Source organism: Algibacter sp., from assembly GCF_049667265.1.
Lineage (GTDB): Bacteria > Bacteroidota > Bacteroidia > Flavobacteriales > Flavobacteriaceae > Algibacter_B.
Window position 1 is genome coordinate 1 of sequence record NZ_JBATHX010000038.1, and the last position, 17680, is coordinate 17680.

A 17680-nucleotide genomic window follows, 5' to 3' on the forward strand; every position below is an offset into this window, starting at 1 on the left:
CATTTAAACCATCTATAAAACTAGGCGTTGATAAAAAATCATCTAAACCATCAAAATCTATAGTTGCTGAGGGTGGTGGATTTACGTCGAATAAATCGCGATAATCTAAATCGCCGCCTGAACCTAAATCGCTATCTGTATCGGGTAATATTGTTAAATCGGATGGGTTTTCAATAGCTTCATTGATATCCCAAGGGACATCAATAATCCCGTTAGTTTCAAAGGCATCATCCAATCCATCTGTATCTGAATCAAGCGATAATACAGTATTAGCCATACCATTTTCTTCTATGTCTGGTACACCATCATTATCGCTATCTAAATCAAGAAAATCTGGATAAAAATCAAAATCTGTAAATACCACATCTAAACCTGTGCCGTAATCTAAATCTATACCTTCAGTTGAAACTGGTCCAGCTGGAGCTATATATCCAATAGTTAATTGCGCCTCAACATTATCTGGAATTCCATCATCATCACTATCTAAATCTAAATGATTAAAAACGCCATCATTATCAAAATCTTGACCATTAACAATGTTTAAAGAGTTAGCATTAAAGTCTAAAAACTGACATTGTGTGAATGACATACCAAATTGTCTTGTTGATGAACCTGTAGAGGTTTTAAGTGCTTGCATACGCATGGTAAAAGAATTACCAATAAACTGATAATAAGCCCTTAGTACTTTTAAGGTTGAAAACCCAGGCCCTTCTTGTAAACCAGAAGCACTAATTTGAATATCGCCAGCGCCTAAATCTAATACTTCTAAAGATGTTGGGTTTTCGGTACCGTATGCAGCTGCATCATTATAAACTACTGACTCTTTTAAACTTCCGCCACCATCACAATCCCAAGTTATTCCATTAATTCTAAATATATCTGTTGAAGGTATTGTGGTTGCATCATTTACAATGGTAAATTTAAAGGTAGCCCCTGGGGTACCTGCACCAGAAAAAGTAAGCTCAGTTTGCAAATAATCTGGATTTCCTGTTCCATCATTATCTATATTAGCAATTGTAGTATTTGTTAATTCGGTAATTTCCAATAACACGTCGTAACCAGCAATAGTATTCCCAAATCTATATACTGCGCCTACATTTCCCACAGAACCTGAACTCGCAGCTGAATCATATACTCCATTTTTAAAATCTAAAGATGGTAACGTACATTCAAATCTATTTTCTCCTAAATTTTCGGACGCATCTGTTATACCGTCACCGTCATCATCATAATCTAACTTATCAATAACTCCATCCCCATCGGTATCTAATTGCGCATTACATGTTGCGTCTCCACCAGAAACATTAAAATATATGGTTTGTCCAGTAGTATTGGCACCACTACCATTATTATTTATAACTTCTATTCCTGCAACAACAACAGACACATAACTAGTACCTTGCCAACCATTATTGGCAAAGTCGTATAATTTAATATAATAATTAGTTCCGTTGGCTACGCAACCTAAATCATATTTTGAACCATAATAATCAGCAACACCAGATTGCGTAGCTTGATAACATTGATTATCATCACAGATGGTTGTAAGTAAATCATTTGAGGTGTTATAGACTTCAATTTTATTTTCATACGCATTACTTCCCCACTTAACAGTTATTTGCACGTCAGAGAACTGTGCAAAGGAAAAACTGCACATGAGTAACATAAAAAACAGACTACATAGTAGGTTTTTTTTCATAATTCATAGATTTGGGCAAAACAAAATTAACTGACTCACAACTATTTACATATTTAATTCGATAAAAACTCAAAAAAGCCTTATCAAATACACATAATCGTTGAACGGACACTAGTTAATTGTTTAACTTTATCATACTTAATATAAATGCAGAAATAGTACCGAAATTAAGTTGAGGGCTGGTTATTTCAGTACTTATTGAATCCTTAGATGCAATATTCCGATTATTTTAAGATGTCAATATTAGGAAAAAAAATCGATAAAAACTAATAAATATCAGATTAAGAGCTTCTTTTTTACGATGAAAAACACTTTTGTGTCTTTGAAGTACGAAAACTGTGTTAAACGATTAATCCAACTAAATCTTCTATTTTAGAAATTAATTGAATCTTAATAGCTGTGTTTTTAAGTGAAATCTTATTGTATTTAGATACAAAAATGGTTGAAAACCCAAGTTTTTCAGCTTCCAGTATGCGTTGTTCGACGCGCTGAACAGGGCGAATTTCACCAGACAAACCAACCTCAGCAGCAAAACAAAAATCTTTTTGAAGTGCAACATCTTCATTAGACGATAAGATAGAAGCAACTACTGCTAAATCTATAGCGGGATCATCAACTGTTATACCACCAGTAATATTTAAAAACACATCTTTGGCTCCTAAACGAAAACCTGCTCGTTTTTCTAAAACTGCCAAAAGCATATTTAATCGTTTGGCATTAAACCCGGTAGCGCTGCGTTGCGGTGTGCCATAAACTGCTGTACTCACCAAAGCTTGCACTTCAATCATTAATGGTCGCATGCCTTCTAAAGTTGCAGCAATGGCATTACCTGAAAGCTCTTCATCTTTTTTAGAAATTAAAATTTCTGAAGGGTTTGAAACTTCGCGCAAACCCGAACCTTGCATTTCATAAATACCCAATTCATTTGTTGAACCAAAGCGGTTTTTGTGTGCTCTTAAAATTCTAAACACATGGTTTCTATCGCCTTCAAATTGTAAAACGGTATCGACCATATGCTCCAATATTTTTGGCCCAGCTATATTTCCATCCTTAGTAATATGACCAATTAATAATACTGGTGTAGCTGTTTCTTTTGCGAACTTAATAAGTTCAGTTGTACACTCTTTTATTTGTGAAATGCTTCCAGAAGACGACTCGATATAATCACTATGTAAGGTTTGAATAGAATCTATAATAACAATTTCGGGCTCTAAAGCTTCTATTTGTTTGAATATGTTTTGAGTTTTAGTTTCTGTTAATATATAACAGTTATTATTATTTGGGTTAATACGTTCGGCACGCATTTTTATCTGTTTCTGGCTTTCTTCACCTGAAACATAAAGTGTTTTATAAGGTAATTTTAATGAAATTTGAAGTAATAATGTACTCTTCCCAATGCCAGGTTCGCCTCCCAAAAGTGTTAATGACCCAGGAACAATTCCGCCACCTAAAACACGGTTAAATTCGCCATCAAAGGTATCTAATCGTGGTTCTTTTGAGGCATCAATTTCATTAATCCGTAATGGAATGGATGCTTTTTTTACCTTTGAAGTTGGCGTTTTCCAATCACTCTTTTCAGGTTTTTGAATGAGCTCTTCAACAATAGTATTCCACTCTTTACAAGCATTACATTGCCCTTGCCACTTCGCATATTGCGTGCCACAGTTTTGACAAAAAAAGGTGGTTTTTACTTTTGCCATTTACTTGTTTTGGAATTTAGAGTTTAAGATTTGGAATGTCATTTTTAGTAACCGAAATCCGATTTAATTAAATCTGCCTTTTCAAGCATTAAATCTTTTGTAAGTCCTGCAATTTCTTCGAGTGTATAAGCCGATTGATAGGTGCGCATGGCTTTTTTAGGCTCCCCAGTTTCTTCATAAAACCGTGCAATATAATAGGTTCCTAATAGCGTTTCTGGATATGCTTTTCTTGCCATTTTTCCTAGCTCTTCATAATACTCGAACAATTCGTTTTTTTCAATTGCAGCAGAAATAGCTTTGAAATCGTTTAACAATACTTTCTTATCGATACCAAATAAATCAGATATGGCTTGATATTTTTCTTGTAGATAAAGTACTGGCGAAATTTCTAACTCTAAAATAACATCTTTATACTCTTTTTTTGAAATAGGTTGAAATACTTGAAAAATGTTTTCAATCGCATTTGGAATAGCGTGTGTTGGTACAGAATAATGAGATGTTCCTTCAAAATTATCAAACTTATAAACTAAATTTTCGTTTTCAATGGCTTTTAAATCAGTATTTAATGCTCCCGTCATTTCCAATATTGATTTTGAATCATTATTTGTATTTGCTAAATAATAAAATAATTTTGATTGAACTTTCCCTAAAACTTCTGGAAGATAATCTATCATATTAGGGGCTAATTCTGGGCTAATGGCTATATAAGCTTGAAATAATGGTTGCGGTTTTAGTAAATAATAATTAATAAAATTCGCTGTTTCTCCATGACCAACTGCCACTCTGAAATTTCCAACTCTATAGTTTTTCTCCATATAGGGCATTAATTCCAAACCCAAAAACTCGAAAAAGGCAGCGCCAGTTTCAACAGGTAACGAATTTTGTTCAGAATACAAGCAATCATCAAATCTCTTATCTATTTGGTTTACACCAACAACAATAGACCTTGGCATATCTTCCCAATAGGAGTAATAGTCTACATTTCCAGCAACAGCTTCAAACAAATAATCGCCATCTAAAACTAATATGATTGGATAGGTGGCGTCGTTATTATTATACCCTCTTGGTAATTGGATTTTTATTTCGCGATCTTCACCTAATTTCGAAGATTGAATAGTTTCGTATTTAACCTGTGCATCGGAAATTTTAAAAACTAATGAAAGTATTAAAAAGAAAATAAGTGTCTTTTTCATTTTAGAATAATTTGAGATTTATTATTGGCAAGATAAGAAATTAAGGTAGAGTTAAAAAAGCAAGTTTTAAGTGCTTTATGAAGCCTTTTTTCTGTTAAATATTGGTAGATAAATAAGTGATAGTCCACCAAATACAATAATGAGTAAGGTTTGTGAGGACCAAATAATCCAACCAAAAGCACGACTTGGGTCTTCAGGAATAAAAAACAAGGACGTAAAAACAAGCACTATAGCTTCAGGGTAAGAACCAATACCACCGTTTGTGGCTGCAATACTAAAACTGGCTGCAATAAACCCAATTAAAATAGCTGCAAATGGAATGTCACTCATTTCTTGAAGCGAAAAGGTGGTGATATAAAACATGAGGACATACATGCTCCAAATAAATAGGGTATGAAAAATAAATGGCCATTTCTTTTTCATTTTAAAGATGCTTAAAGCACCTTCTACCAACCCACCAACAAAAGCTTTTATTTTAATAGCAATTTTAGAAGGACTCTTTTTTATAAATCTTAAAAAGAAAACAACTAACAGCATCAAACCTGCCAGGGCAACTCCTATTTTGGTAGGATCAAATTTCTCTACTAAAAACCCATATATAAAATCAAATTGAAGAAAAAGGGTAACCGCTATAATTCCTAACATAACAATCATATCTGCAATGCGTTCGGCTACAATTGTGCCAAAACCTTTTTCAAAAGGGACGCCCTCATAATTTGTAAGTATGGAAGCTCTGGCTACTTCACCCGCTCTTGGAATTGTATAGTTAATTAAATAGGTGGCAAAAACCGCCATGATACTATTTCCTAATTTAATTTTGTAGCCTAAAGGCTCTAACTGAAATTGCCATCGATAGGCTCTAGATAAATGACTTAATAACCCAAAAAACATCCCTAGAAAAATATAGGTATAATCTGCTTTTTTAAAATAGGCTACAAGTTCTACTATTGAGATTTGAGATAGAGAATACCAAACCAAAAAAACTCCCAGAAGTAATGGGAGCGTAATTTTTAATATTTTAAGGGTGCTTTTTTTCAAGGTCTATTTTAATAAATTTGTAGCCTCATCAGGAAAAACTAAAGACGGCTTAAACACTTTAGCTATTTCAATATCCATAAAGGCATAAGTAATAAGAATTAAGGTGTCACCAACAGAAACTTTTCTTGCAGCGGCGCCGTTAAGCGTTATTTCTCCACTATTTCTAGGCCCAGGAATACAATAGGTTTCTAAACGCTCACCGTTATCATTATTAACAATCTGAACTTTTTCACCTTGAATAATATTGGCAGCGTCCATTAAATCTTCATCAATAGTGATACTACCAATATAGTTGAGTTCTGCACCTGTGCATTTAACTCTATGAATTTTAGATTTTACAACTTGAATTTGCATGCGGCAAAGATAATTAATTTAATGCGATATTATCAATAAGTCTAATATCGTCTGCATATACAGCAATAAAAGCTCTATATGCTTTTTTATTAGATTTTCGTTTAACTGGTTTTAAGGTTTTTATGTCTGAAATAATGAAATATTCTAGTTCTAAAATTTCATGCTTAGCAAACTGTTTCTCAACCCATTCCGTTACTTTAGTAGCACTTTTTGTGCCAAATTTTTCTTTGGCTGCTTTTAAGGTTTTATAAATAAAAGGTGCTGCTGCTTTATATTCTGGTTTTAGCCTTGTATTTCGTGAACTCATGGCTAATCCGTTAGCTTCACGATGTATTTTACAACCAATTATTTTTACAGGGATTTCATGTTTTTCTACTAACTTCTTAATAATCGTTAATTGCTGAAAATCCTTTTCTCCAAAGTAGGCTTTATGCGGTTTTACAATTTCAAAAAAACGTTTCACAATTGTTCCCACGCCATCAAAATGACCATGCCTAAATTTCCCTTCCATTTCAAACTCCAAACCATCAAAACTAAATTCTTGAGACACGGTATGTCCTTCATAAATATCTTCTACCGTAGGTGCATAAACCAAAATATTAGTTTTACTAACAGTTTTAAGCAAGGCAACATCACTTTCTAATGTTCTTGGGTATTTCACCAAATCCTCTTGGTTATCAAACTGAGTGGGGTTTACAAAAATACTAACCACCACTTTATCATTATCAGCCAAGGCCTTTTTAACCAATTGCAAATGCCCTTGATGCAATGCACCCATGGTAGGTACCATCCCAATAGTTAGCTTTTTGGCTTTTAAGCCATCAATTGCTAATGTAATTTGTTGTTTATCTGAGTAAATTTCCACTTTTTAATAAAAAATTAACGGTTGCAAACTTAAGATTTTACAACCAATTAGCATAAAATTTTGTACTTTTGCGTGTTTTTTATTTTGAAACTTTAAAAGCCTAATTGCTTTATTGTAGGGTTTATCGATTTTTCTTTTTTAAAAAGCAAACCATTAATTGCTATTAAACAGCTTTATTTAAAGTCAACAAAATCAAACATATGAAAGATAAGAGGATATTGTATGTATCATCTGAAGTAGTACCTTATTTACCAGAAACTGAAATTTCTTCAGCGTCTTTTGAAGCACCAAGGCTGGTAAACCAACAAGGTGGGCAAATAAGAATTTTCATGCCTCGATACGGAAATATTAATGAGCGCAGACACCAGTTACACGAAGTTATTAGGTTATCTGGTATCAATTTAGTGATTAATGACTTAGATATGCCACTTATCATTAAAGTAGCGTCCATTCCTAAAGAGCGTATACAGGTTTATTTTATTGATAACGACGAATATTTTAAAAGAAAAGCAACATTAACAGATGAAGATGGTAAAATGTTTTCAGACAATGATGAACGTGCTATTTTCTTTGCAAAAGGTGTAATTGAAACGGTGAAAAAATTAAACTGGGCACCAGATATAATTCATGTTCACGGATGGTTAGCTTCATTACTGCCACTATATCTTAAAGAATATTATAAAGACGAACCATTATTTAATGAAAGTAAAATTGTTACGTCTATATACAATCAAGGATTTGATGGAGCGTTAAATAAAGATATGGTTAACAAAATTAAATTTGACAATATAGAAGATGGTGCTATTAAAAATTTATATGAGCCAACCTATACCAATTTAATGAAAGTTGCTATTGATTATTCTGATGCACTAATTGTTGGATCTGAAAGTATTCCTGATGATTTGGATGCCTATTTAAAAGCCGCGAAAAAACCTATTTTAGAACATAAAAGTAAAGATGAATTTGGAGAAGCTTACACAACATTTTTTAACGAAACTGTTTTAGGTTAGTCCTATTTAATTCATTAAATATTATATGAAAAACATTTTTAAAGCCCTTAAATTTCCTATAGTTTTTATCCTTTTCTTATCATCTTTAATTGCTTGCGATAAAGATTTTAGTACCATAGAAAGTGATGTGCTTGGAGAAGGAAACGCAAATTTTATTGTTGGAGACACTTCACAATCTGTTTTGGCTTACAATAAAAAACTGAAAGCATTACAAATAAACAATTTAGCTTCAAACCTATTGGGTGTTTTTAATGATTCTGAATATGGTAAAACCACCGCTAGTATAATTACACAGTTAACTCCAACCACTTTTACTGAAGACTTTGGTGTAGACCCTGTTATTGATTCTGTGGTTATTAAAATACCCTATTTTAGCACAGTAACTGGTACTGATACTGATAACACTAGCATATCAACTTATGCAATCGATTCACTTTATGGAAATCAAGATGCACCGATTAAATTATCAATATATCAGAATAATTACTTTTTAAGAAATTTTGATCCATCAGGTGATGCTAATGCTTCTCAAAATTATTACTCAAAGACTGATGAGCTAATTGATGCTAGTCATAATTATGCGTTAACCAATTCTCAAACTATAGATTTTGACAATCATTTGGGAGAATTAATTTATGAAAATATTGAGTTTAAGACTAATTCAAATGCCATTGAACTTTGGGACGAAAGTGATACCGACACCATTATAACTTATGGAGAACCTGCACTAAGAATTAGTTTTAAAAAAGAAAATGACGATCATACTGATCAAATAGCATTTTGGCAGCAAACAATTGTAGCTAAAAACGGGGAAGCAGAATTAGCAAATGCAACCAACTTTAAAAACTATTTTAGAGGCTTATATTTTAAAGCAGAAGCAATTGGAGTTGACGGAAACATGGTATTACTGAACCTGAATTCTACTAATGCTAATATTACTATTTACTATTCTAAGGGAGAATCAACTGATAGATTACAAGATAATTATGTTTTGAATTTTTCAGGAAACAAACTAAATACCTTTATTAATAATTTTGACACCCCTTTAGTAGATGGTGATAAAGATAATGGCGATGAAACTATTTATTTAAAAGGGATGGAAGGTTCTATGGCTGTGGTAAATTTATTTGGCCCTGACACAAACGGTGATTTGGTTCCTGATGACCTTGACGCATTCTTAAAGGAATATAGAAAAACAGATGATGACGGTGAATTTATTGTAGATAGCAATGGAAGTTATGTGTTTAAAAGACTTATTAACGAAGCACATTTAGCCATTTATGAAGATGAAACTAAAGTAATAGATGATACTGATGACAATGGAGAACATTATCATAAATATGACCGGATTTATGCTTATGACATTAAAAACAATATAACTACTACTGATTATTTATTTGATCCTACTGATAATTCTAGTGCTCCTGTTAGTTCTAAATATTTTAGTCTTGGTCAAAGAGATAGTATTTCATTAACTGAAGCAAAATTTAAAATCCGTCTTACAGAACATTTAAATAACATTGTACAACATGACTCTACCAATTATCAAATAGGTTTAGTAATATCTAATAATGTTAATTATACCTCGAACTCAGAAATTTTAAATAGTGTTGATGATGTAACTTCGGTTCCGTCGGCATCAATAATTTCTCCAAGAGGCACCATTTTATATGGAAGTAATGAAAATGTTCCAGCCGACAAAAGGTTATCGTTAAAAATATTTTACACTAAAACCTTAGAGAATTAATAAGTTATAAAACTTAGAAAGTGAATTTTATCGTATAAATATACTAGTTCACATAATAATTATCTGTCATTAGTATTTATTATTCATATTTGCCTTTTATTAAAATAACCCCAAAATAAAAACATTATGTGTGGAATTGTAGGATATATTGGCCCAAGAGAAGCATACCCAATTATTATTGAAGGTCTTAAAAGATTAGAGTATAGAGGCTACGATAGTGCTGGAATTGCCTTATTTGATGGTACTGATTTAAAAGTATCGAAAACCAAAGGTAAAGTTGCCGATTTAGTAGAGCGCTCTGAAAAAGAAATTACAAAACATGGAAATGTTGGAATTGGCCATACGCGTTGGGCAACTCATGGTGTTCCAAATGATGTAAACTCTCATCCTCATCTTTCAAATTCAGGCGATTTAGTAATTATACATAATGGGATTATTGAAAATTATGATTCGCTAAAAAAAGAACTTATCTCAAGAGGCTACACATTTAGTTCTGATACGGATACCGAAGTTTTGGTCAATCTAATTGAAGACGTTAAAAAACAAGAAAATGTAAAACTTGGAAAAGCTGTACAAATAGCCTTAAACCAAGTTATTGGTGCATATGCTATTGCCGTTTTTGATAAAAACAAACCTGAAGAAGTTGTAGTAGCGCGTTTAGGTAGCCCATTAGCAATAGGAATTGGTGAAAATGAAGATGAATTTTTTATTGCAAGTGATGCTTCTCCATTTCTAGAATATACCAAAAATGCCGTTTATCTTGAAGATGAAGAAATGGCAGTTATAAGATTTCATAAAGGTATAAAGGTTAGAAAAATTAAAGATGACTCTTTAGTAGACACCTATGTTCAAGAGCTTCAAATGAATTTAGAGCAAATTGAAAAAGGGGGTTATGAACATTTCATGCTTAAAGAAATTCATGAACAACCAAAAGCTATAACAGACACATATAGAGGAAGATTATTAAGAAATGAAGCTATTATAAAAATGGCTGGTGTTGAAGATAACATGAAAAGGTTTCTTAATGCCAACCGTATTATCATAGTGGCATGTGGTACATCATGGCATGCAGGATTAGTTGCAGAATATATTTTTGAAGATTTAGCAAGAATCCCTGTAGAGGTTGAATATGCATCTGAATTTAGATACCGTAATCCAGTTATTAGAGAAGACGATGTTGTGATAGCTATTTCTCAATCTGGTGAAACAGCCGATACTTTAGCAGCAATTAAGCTGGCTAAATCAAAAGGCGCTTTTGTATTTGGAGTTTGTAATGTAGTAGGGTCTTCAATTGCAAGAGAGTCTGATGCTGGAGCATATACGCATGCTGGACCAGAAATTGGTGTGGCTTCAACAAAAGCATTTACAACTCAAATTACAGTATTAACACTAATTGCCCTAAGACTTGCAAGAGCTAAAGGAACTATTAGTAGTTCAGACTTCCGTCAGCATTTATTAGAGCTAGAAATGATTCCTAAAAAAGTTGAAAAAGCATTAAAGGCAGATGAAAACATTAAAACCATTGCTAAAGTTTATAAAGACGTTAGAAATTTTTTATACTTAGGAAGAGGTTACAATTTCCCAGTAGCTCTTGAAGGTGCTCTTAAATTAAAAGAGATCTCATACATCCATGCCGAAGGTTATCCTGCAGCAGAAATGAAACATGGTCCTATTGCATTAATTGATGAAAACATGCCTATTGTTGTCATAGCAACAAAAAAGGGACATTATGAAAAAGTTGTAAGCAACATTCAAGAAATAAAATCTAGAAAAGGGAAAATTATAGGTATAGTTACCGAGGGTGATACTCAAGTTAGAGATTTAGCTGACCATGTTATTGAAGTTCCAGAAACTTTAGAGTCACTTTCACCGCTTCTTACTACTATTCCGTTACAATTGTTATCATACCATATAGCTGTAATGTTAGATAAAAATGTAGATCAACCTAGGAATCTAGCAAAATCTGTTACAGTAGAGTAAAAAACATAAAATTCTAAATTAATATTACAATTGCTCTGTTAAAAAAACAGGGCAATTCTTATTTTTAGGCTATATTTTTTGCTTAATTGATAATAAAATGCAAGGTTTTTTGTTAAAATATACTATGCATGCATAATTTTATTTACATTTACCTTCTTGGATTGTATAAAAATTTTATATAATCTTGTTGTTAAACTAAAACTCTAATTACTAAATGAAGACAATTCTCCCCTATTTAATGCTTTTGTTTTGTGGATTTTCTTTTTCGCAAACAACAATTACAGGAATCGTAGTCGACGATAATAGTCAGCCTATTCCTGGCGCCAATATTATTATTGTAGGTACATCAACTGGTACTATTACTGATTTTGATGGCAACTTTTCATTAACTACAAATTTAATTCCCCCATTTACGCTACAAGCAAGTAGCATTGGTTTTGAAACAGTTACTGAGAGTATCACTTCAAACAATCAAAAAATCGATTTTGTTTTAAATGAAGGTACATCTTTAGATGAAGTTGTTATCTCGGCTTCAAGAACACCAGAACGTATTTTCGAATCGCCCGTAACGGTAGAACGTTTCGGCCTTAAAGAAATTAAAAACACGGCATCGGCTGATTTTTATGATGGTTTAGAAAATTTAAAAGGTGTCGATGTTAATACTAATAGTTTAACCTTTAAATCGGTTAACACTAGAGGTTTCGCCACATTTGCAAACAATCGTTTTATGCAATTAGTTGATGGTATGGATAACTCTACACCAGCACTTAACTTCCCAATAGGGAACTTGGTTGGTATGACAGAAACCGATGTTTTAAGTGTTGAGCTATTACCAGGAGCATCATCTGCGCTTTACGGAGCAAATGCCTTTAACGGGATATTGTTTATGCGTAGTAAAAACCCATTTGACTATCAAGGTATTAGCGCATCAATTAAAAGAGGCATTACTTCGCAAGAAGCTTCTGGAGATAATGCCTATACAGATGTAAGTTTTAGAGCCGCTTATAAGTTTAGCGACAAATTTGCCGCTAAAGTAAACTTTGGGTACTTAAAAGGAACCGATTGGGCAGCAAATAGTAGAGTTGATAAAACAAATGATGGAGGAACTCGCGCAAATATAGACTATGATGGTGTTAACGTTTATGGTGATGAGGTTTCTACAAACCTTAAAGCAGTAAAAGAAAGCCCAACCTTTTTAGCTCAACTACCTAATCCGGCTCTAGCCAATCTAGTGCCAGAAGTAGTAGTTTCTAGAACAGGATACGATGAAGGCGATTTAACCGATTATAATGCTGAAAGTATTAAATCAGATTGGGGTTTATATTTTAGACCATGGGAAAACGATTTTGAAATATCTTATGTTGGAAAAGTAGGAACAGGTTCGACCATATATCAAGGAACCAACAGATACAATATTGCAAACTTCTTTCAGGAACAACACAAATTAGAAATACGCAATGATAATTTCTTTGTTCGAGGCTATATTGTAGCTGATAAGGCTGGAGATTCTTACGACATGGTATTTACTGGTGTAAATATTAACAGAGCTTGGAAAGATGACAATACTTGGTTTGGTCAGTATGCTGGCGCTTACATAGGCGCAACACTTGGTGGAGCAACAGATGCACAAGCCCACGCAGCAGGTAGAAGTACGGCCGATACTGGTCGTTTTTTACCAGGATCAGCAGGATTTAATGCAGCTTATAATACAAGTATAAACGATCCTGATTTAACAACAGGTTCTAAATTTCAAGATGCTTCCAAATATTACCATTCTGATGCAAATTATAATTTTAGTCACTTAATTGATTTCGCAGATATTCAAGTTGGTGGTTCTTTTAGACGTTATGATTTGAATTCTTCTGGAACTATCTATACCGATAATGATGGGTCTATAGGTTATTCAGAATTTGGTGTGTATACACAAATTCAGAAAAATATTGAATTAACTGATGATATGGAACTTAAATTAACAGGATCTGCTCGTTACGACAAATCTGAATTTTTTGATGGTTTTATTTCTCCAAGAATTTCTGCTGGTTTAACCGTAAACAGAAATCATAACATAAGAGCATCTGTTCAAACTGGATTTAGAAACCCAACCACACAAGATTTATTTATTGGTTTAGATGCTGGTAGAGCCGTTTTAGTTGGAGCTGCACCTGAAAATTTAGATAGATGGTCTAGGACTTATACTGTAGGTGATTCGAGGTCAGCGTATGAGTTAAGTCAGGCTTCACAATCATTAGGACAGCCAACATCAATAACCCGAACAGGAGCTGATGCATATAATAATTCTTATACCACAAGTTCTGTAATAAAATATTTAGAAACTAATAATGTTAGTGATTTGGCTATTTCTAATCCCTCATTAGTAAAACCAGAACAAGTTACTTCTGCCGAAATTGGTTATAGAGGTAAATTAGATAGAATTATTGTAGACTTTAGTGCTTATTATAATAGCTATAAAGATTTTATTTCTCAAGAAGTTGTAAGATCTCCTTTATACGGAACAGTTGGAGATGGTTCATTATCTGTTGACGCTATCGACAATGATGATTACCAACAATATAGTACATACACCAATTCAGAAGCCAAAGTAAACTCTTATGGAGCATCCATTGGTGTTTCAACTAAAGTATTCGGTAACTTCGATTTAAGTGGAAGTTACACTTATGCTAAATTAGATTTTGATAGAACTGAATATCCAGATTTCACAACAAACTTTAATACTCCAGAGCATAAATTTAAAGCCTCTTTTGGTAATACGGCCTTATTTAAAAACTTCGGATTTAATGTGTCGTACAGATTTAGTGATGATTATTTCTGGGAAGCTACATTTGGAAATGGTTTAGTACCAGAATACCATGTGGTTGATGCCCAAATTAATTTAACTATTCCTAGTTTCAAATCAACTTTTAAAGCTGGGGCAACAAATCTTTTAGGTGATGAATACTTTACTGCATATGGTACTGGAAATATTGGATCGATGTATTATATCTCTTGGACTATTAATAACTTATAAAATAAAATTGAATATGAAAAATATTAAATACTTATCTCTGTTTTTAGGTTTTCTAGCCTTTATAGGTTGTAACGAGCCTGAGGATGTGCTAAAAGATACTAATTTAGAAGCCCCAGATGCATTACCAGAACTTACAGCTGGATCCGTAGATTTATCAAATTATGTAGCAATTGGAGCTTCATTTACGGCTGGATATACTGATGGTGGCTTATTTATTGCTTCTCAGCAAAACTCTTTTCCTAATATGTTATCAAAAGAATTTGCAAAAATTGGAGGAGGAATTTTTACGCAACCATTAATGAATGATAATAGCGGTGGAATTCTTGTAGGTGGAAACGTTGTAAGAGGTCATCGATTAACATTCAACTCTTCTACGGCTAGACCAGAAGCTTTGGATACTTTTTTAACAGGATTAGGAGCGCCAGTTCCTCCAATTACGACTGAAGCTGGTATAAGCATTGGAAGTAGTTTTAACAATTTTGGTATCCCTGGAGCTAAAAGTTGGCATTTACTAGCTCCTGGTTATGCAGCATTCAATCCTTACTATGCACGTATCACTTCTGGTCCTACAGCATCAGTATTAGGAGATGCTATGGCGCAAAACCCAACATTTTTTACTTTATCAGAAGTTGGTGGTAACGATGTATTAGGATATGCCCTTACTGGAGGAGATGGAACAGACCCTATAACGCCTTCAGCTGGACCTCCAGGTGTTGGTTTTGATGAATCATTTGGTGCTTTAATTGCAACTTTAACTTCTGGTGGAGCTAAAGGGGTAGCAACTAACGTTCCTTATGTAAAAGATTTGCCTCATTTTACAACTATAGTTTATAATCAATTAGACCCAAATGATGCTAGTATTGGGCCACTTTTAATTCCTCAAATACCTACACTAAATGCGCAGTTGTACGGTCCATTAGATGCCATTTTTACAGCTTATGGTGAACCAGATAGAATGAATATTTTATCTGCAACTGAAGCAAATCCTTTATTAATTTTTGATGAAAATGCTGCTGATAGATCTGCTCAAATAGCTGGTGCTTTAACGCCTGTTTTGGGAGCTGCAACAGCTGGAGCTTTTGGTTTTATTTTTGGAAAAGCGCGTCAAGCAACTAGTAATGATCTTATACTTTTACCCGCTTCTAGTGCAATTGCATCAATTGCTGCTGGTGTTCCTTCGCCTGTAAATGTAAGAGGTATTAGCTATCCAATGGAAGACAAATGGGTTTTAACACCAGAAGAGCAACTAGAAATTAAAAATGCAACTGACGCCTATAATGTTACCATTAAAAACGTTACTGACGCAAATGCTAATGTTGCCTTAGTAGATTTAAACTCTGTTTTAATCGAGTTAGCATCTACAGGAACTAAATTTAATGGTTTTACAATGAATGCTAAACTTGTTACTGGTGGCGCCGTTAGTTTAGACGGGTTTCATTTAACTGCAAGAGGTTATTCTTATATGGCTTATAAATTTTTAGAAGCTATGGATACATCTTTCGGATCCAATTTTTTAGCGTCAGAAAACACGCCTGATCCAGGTCAATACCCAACAAATTATTCACCTTTATTACCTTAAAATGGTTTTAAAATAAAATATTAAAAAACACCTTCTAATTGAAGGTGTTTTTTAATTCCAAAAAAGCTACAAAAACAACTTTCATTTTAAATTAAAAAATATATCTTTGCACGCGAAAACTTGAAGTGTTTTCACAGAAGTAAAACGCATAATATTAAACACATAAGTAATGGCTAAAGTTACAGGTAAAGTTGCACAAATTGTAGGACCAGTTATCGATGTTGCATTCAGCGCAGGTTCAGAACTTCCAAAAATTTACGATTCACTAGAAATTAAAAGAGCCGATGGGTCTTTATTAGTATTAGAAGTACAATCTCACATTGGTGAAGATACCGTACGTACTATTGCTATGGATTCTTCTGATGGTTTAAGTAGAGGAACTGAAGTATTCGCTACAGGTGCTCCTATTCAAATGCCGATTGGTGATGATGTTTACGGACGTTTATTTAATGTAATTGGAGATGCTATTGATGGTCTTGGAGATTTACCTAAGGCAGGAAGTGCTGGGTTGCCAATTCACCGTCAAGCTCCTAAATTTGAAGACTTATCAACGTCTACTGAAGTTTTATTTACTGGTATTAAAGTAATCGATTTAATTGAGCCTTATGCAAAAGGTGGTAAAATTGGTTTATTTGGTGGTGCTGGTGTTGGTAAAACAGTATTAATTCAGGAGTTGATTAACAATATTGCCAAAGGACATGGTGGTTTATCTGTATTTGCTGGAGTAGGTGAAAGAACTCGTGAAGGGAACGATTTACTTCGTGAAATGTTAGAGTCTGGAATTATCCGTTATGGTGATGATTTTATGCACTCTATGGAAGAAGGCGGCTGGGATTTATCTAAAGTTGATAAAAAGAAAATGAAAGAGTCTAAAGCGACATTCGTATTCGGACAAATGAATGAGCCTCCTGGAGCACGTGCTCGTGTTGCATTATCTGGTTTAACAATTGCTGAGTATTTTAGAGATGGTGCTGGTGAAGGACAAGGAAAAGATGTACTTTTCTTCGTAGATAACATTTTCCGTTTTACACAAGCTGGATCAGAGGTATCTGCATTACTTGGTCGTATGCCTTCTGCGGTAGGTTACCAACCAACATTAGCAACAGAGATGGGTGCGATGCAAGAGCGTATTACTTCAACTAAAAGAGGTTCTATTACATCTGTACAAGCGGTTTACGTACCTGCGGATGATTTAACGGATCCTGCGCCTGCTACAACCTTTGCTCACTTAGATGCAACAACGGTACTTTCGAGAAAAATTGCTGAGTTAGGTATATATCCTGCGGTAGATCCATTAGATTCGACATCAAGAATTTTAACTGCTGATATTTTAGGAAACGAGCATTATGCTTGTGCGCAAAGAGTAAAAGAGTTATTACAACGTTATAAAGAATTACAAGATATTATTGCTATCCTTGGTATGGAAGAATTATCTGAAGAAGATAAATTAGCAGTTGGTAGAGCAAGACGTGTTCAACGTTTCTTATCTC

At 33.7% G+C, this 17680-nt stretch carries 11 protein-coding genes and 1 pseudogene; 6 read left to right on the forward strand and 6 right to left on the reverse strand.

Annotated elements, in window-relative coordinates:
• From WBN21_RS01105 to panC, 6 genes and pseudogenes are all read right to left on the reverse strand, one after another.
• A pseudogene (locus WBN21_RS01105) lies at positions 1-1699 on the reverse strand (hypothetical protein); the annotation flags it as partial.
• A gap of 341 nt (positions 1700-2040) precedes the next feature.
• The gene (radA, locus tag WBN21_RS01110) at positions 2041-3399 is read right to left on the reverse strand and encodes a DNA repair protein RadA (RefSeq protein ID WP_424197468.1); all 1359 of its coding nucleotides are present in this window, start codon (positions 3397-3399) and stop codon (positions 2041-2043) included.
• 44 nt (positions 3400-3443) lie between these two features.
• Positions 3444-4592: an alpha/beta hydrolase-fold protein gene (locus WBN21_RS01115; RefSeq protein ID WP_424197469.1), complete on the reverse strand. Its 1149-nt coding sequence runs from the start codon at positions 4590-4592 to the stop codon at positions 3444-3446.
• 75 nt (positions 4593-4667) lie between these two features.
• Positions 4668-5630: a lysylphosphatidylglycerol synthase transmembrane domain-containing protein gene (locus tag WBN21_RS01120; RefSeq protein ID WP_424197470.1), complete on the reverse strand. Its 963-nt coding sequence runs from the start codon at positions 5628-5630 to the stop codon at positions 4668-4670.
• A 3-nt stretch (positions 5631-5633) separates the two neighbouring features.
• Complete coding sequence (gene panD / locus WBN21_RS01125) at positions 5634-5984, reverse strand: aspartate 1-decarboxylase (RefSeq protein ID WP_424197471.1); 351 nt, start codon at positions 5982-5984, stop codon at positions 5634-5636.
• A gap of 13 nt (positions 5985-5997) precedes the next feature.
• Positions 5998-6849, reverse strand: coding sequence for a pantoate--beta-alanine ligase (gene panC / locus WBN21_RS01130; protein WP_424197472.1), 852 nt, complete (start codon positions 6847-6849; stop codon positions 5998-6000).
• 200 nt (positions 6850-7049) lie between these two features.
• On the opposite strand from panC, the gene WBN21_RS01135 reads away from it, so the two are divergent.
• The 6 genes from WBN21_RS01135 to atpD all read left to right on the forward strand — a co-directional run.
• Positions 7050-7859, forward strand: coding sequence for a glycogen/starch synthase (locus tag WBN21_RS01135; protein ID WP_424197473.1), 810 nt, complete (start codon positions 7050-7052; stop codon positions 7857-7859).
• A 25-nt stretch (positions 7860-7884) separates the two neighbouring features.
• A complete protein-coding gene (locus tag WBN21_RS01140) occupies positions 7885-9606 on the forward strand; it encodes a DUF4270 domain-containing protein (RefSeq protein ID WP_424197474.1) in 1722 nt (573 codons plus the stop codon).
• Positions 9607-9732: 126 nt separating this feature from the next.
• Positions 9733-11586 (forward strand): glutamine--fructose-6-phosphate transaminase (isomerizing), encoded by a 1854-nt coding sequence (glmS, locus tag WBN21_RS01145; protein WP_424197475.1) that lies wholly within the window; start codon positions 9733-9735, stop codon positions 11584-11586.
• Between the two features lie 214 nt (positions 11587-11800).
• Positions 11801-14611 (forward strand): TonB-dependent receptor, encoded by a 2811-nt coding sequence (locus tag WBN21_RS01150; RefSeq protein ID WP_424197476.1) that lies wholly within the window; start codon positions 11801-11803, stop codon positions 14609-14611.
• Positions 14612-14624: 13 nt separating this feature from the next.
• Positions 14625-16190, forward strand: coding sequence for a G-D-S-L family lipolytic protein (locus tag WBN21_RS01155; protein ID WP_424197477.1), 1566 nt, complete (start codon positions 14625-14627; stop codon positions 16188-16190).
• A 169-nt stretch (positions 16191-16359) separates the two neighbouring features.
• Positions 16360-17680 (forward strand): F0F1 ATP synthase subunit beta (gene atpD, locus WBN21_RS01160; protein WP_424197478.1); only part of this gene is annotated, 1321 nt, incomplete at its 3' end.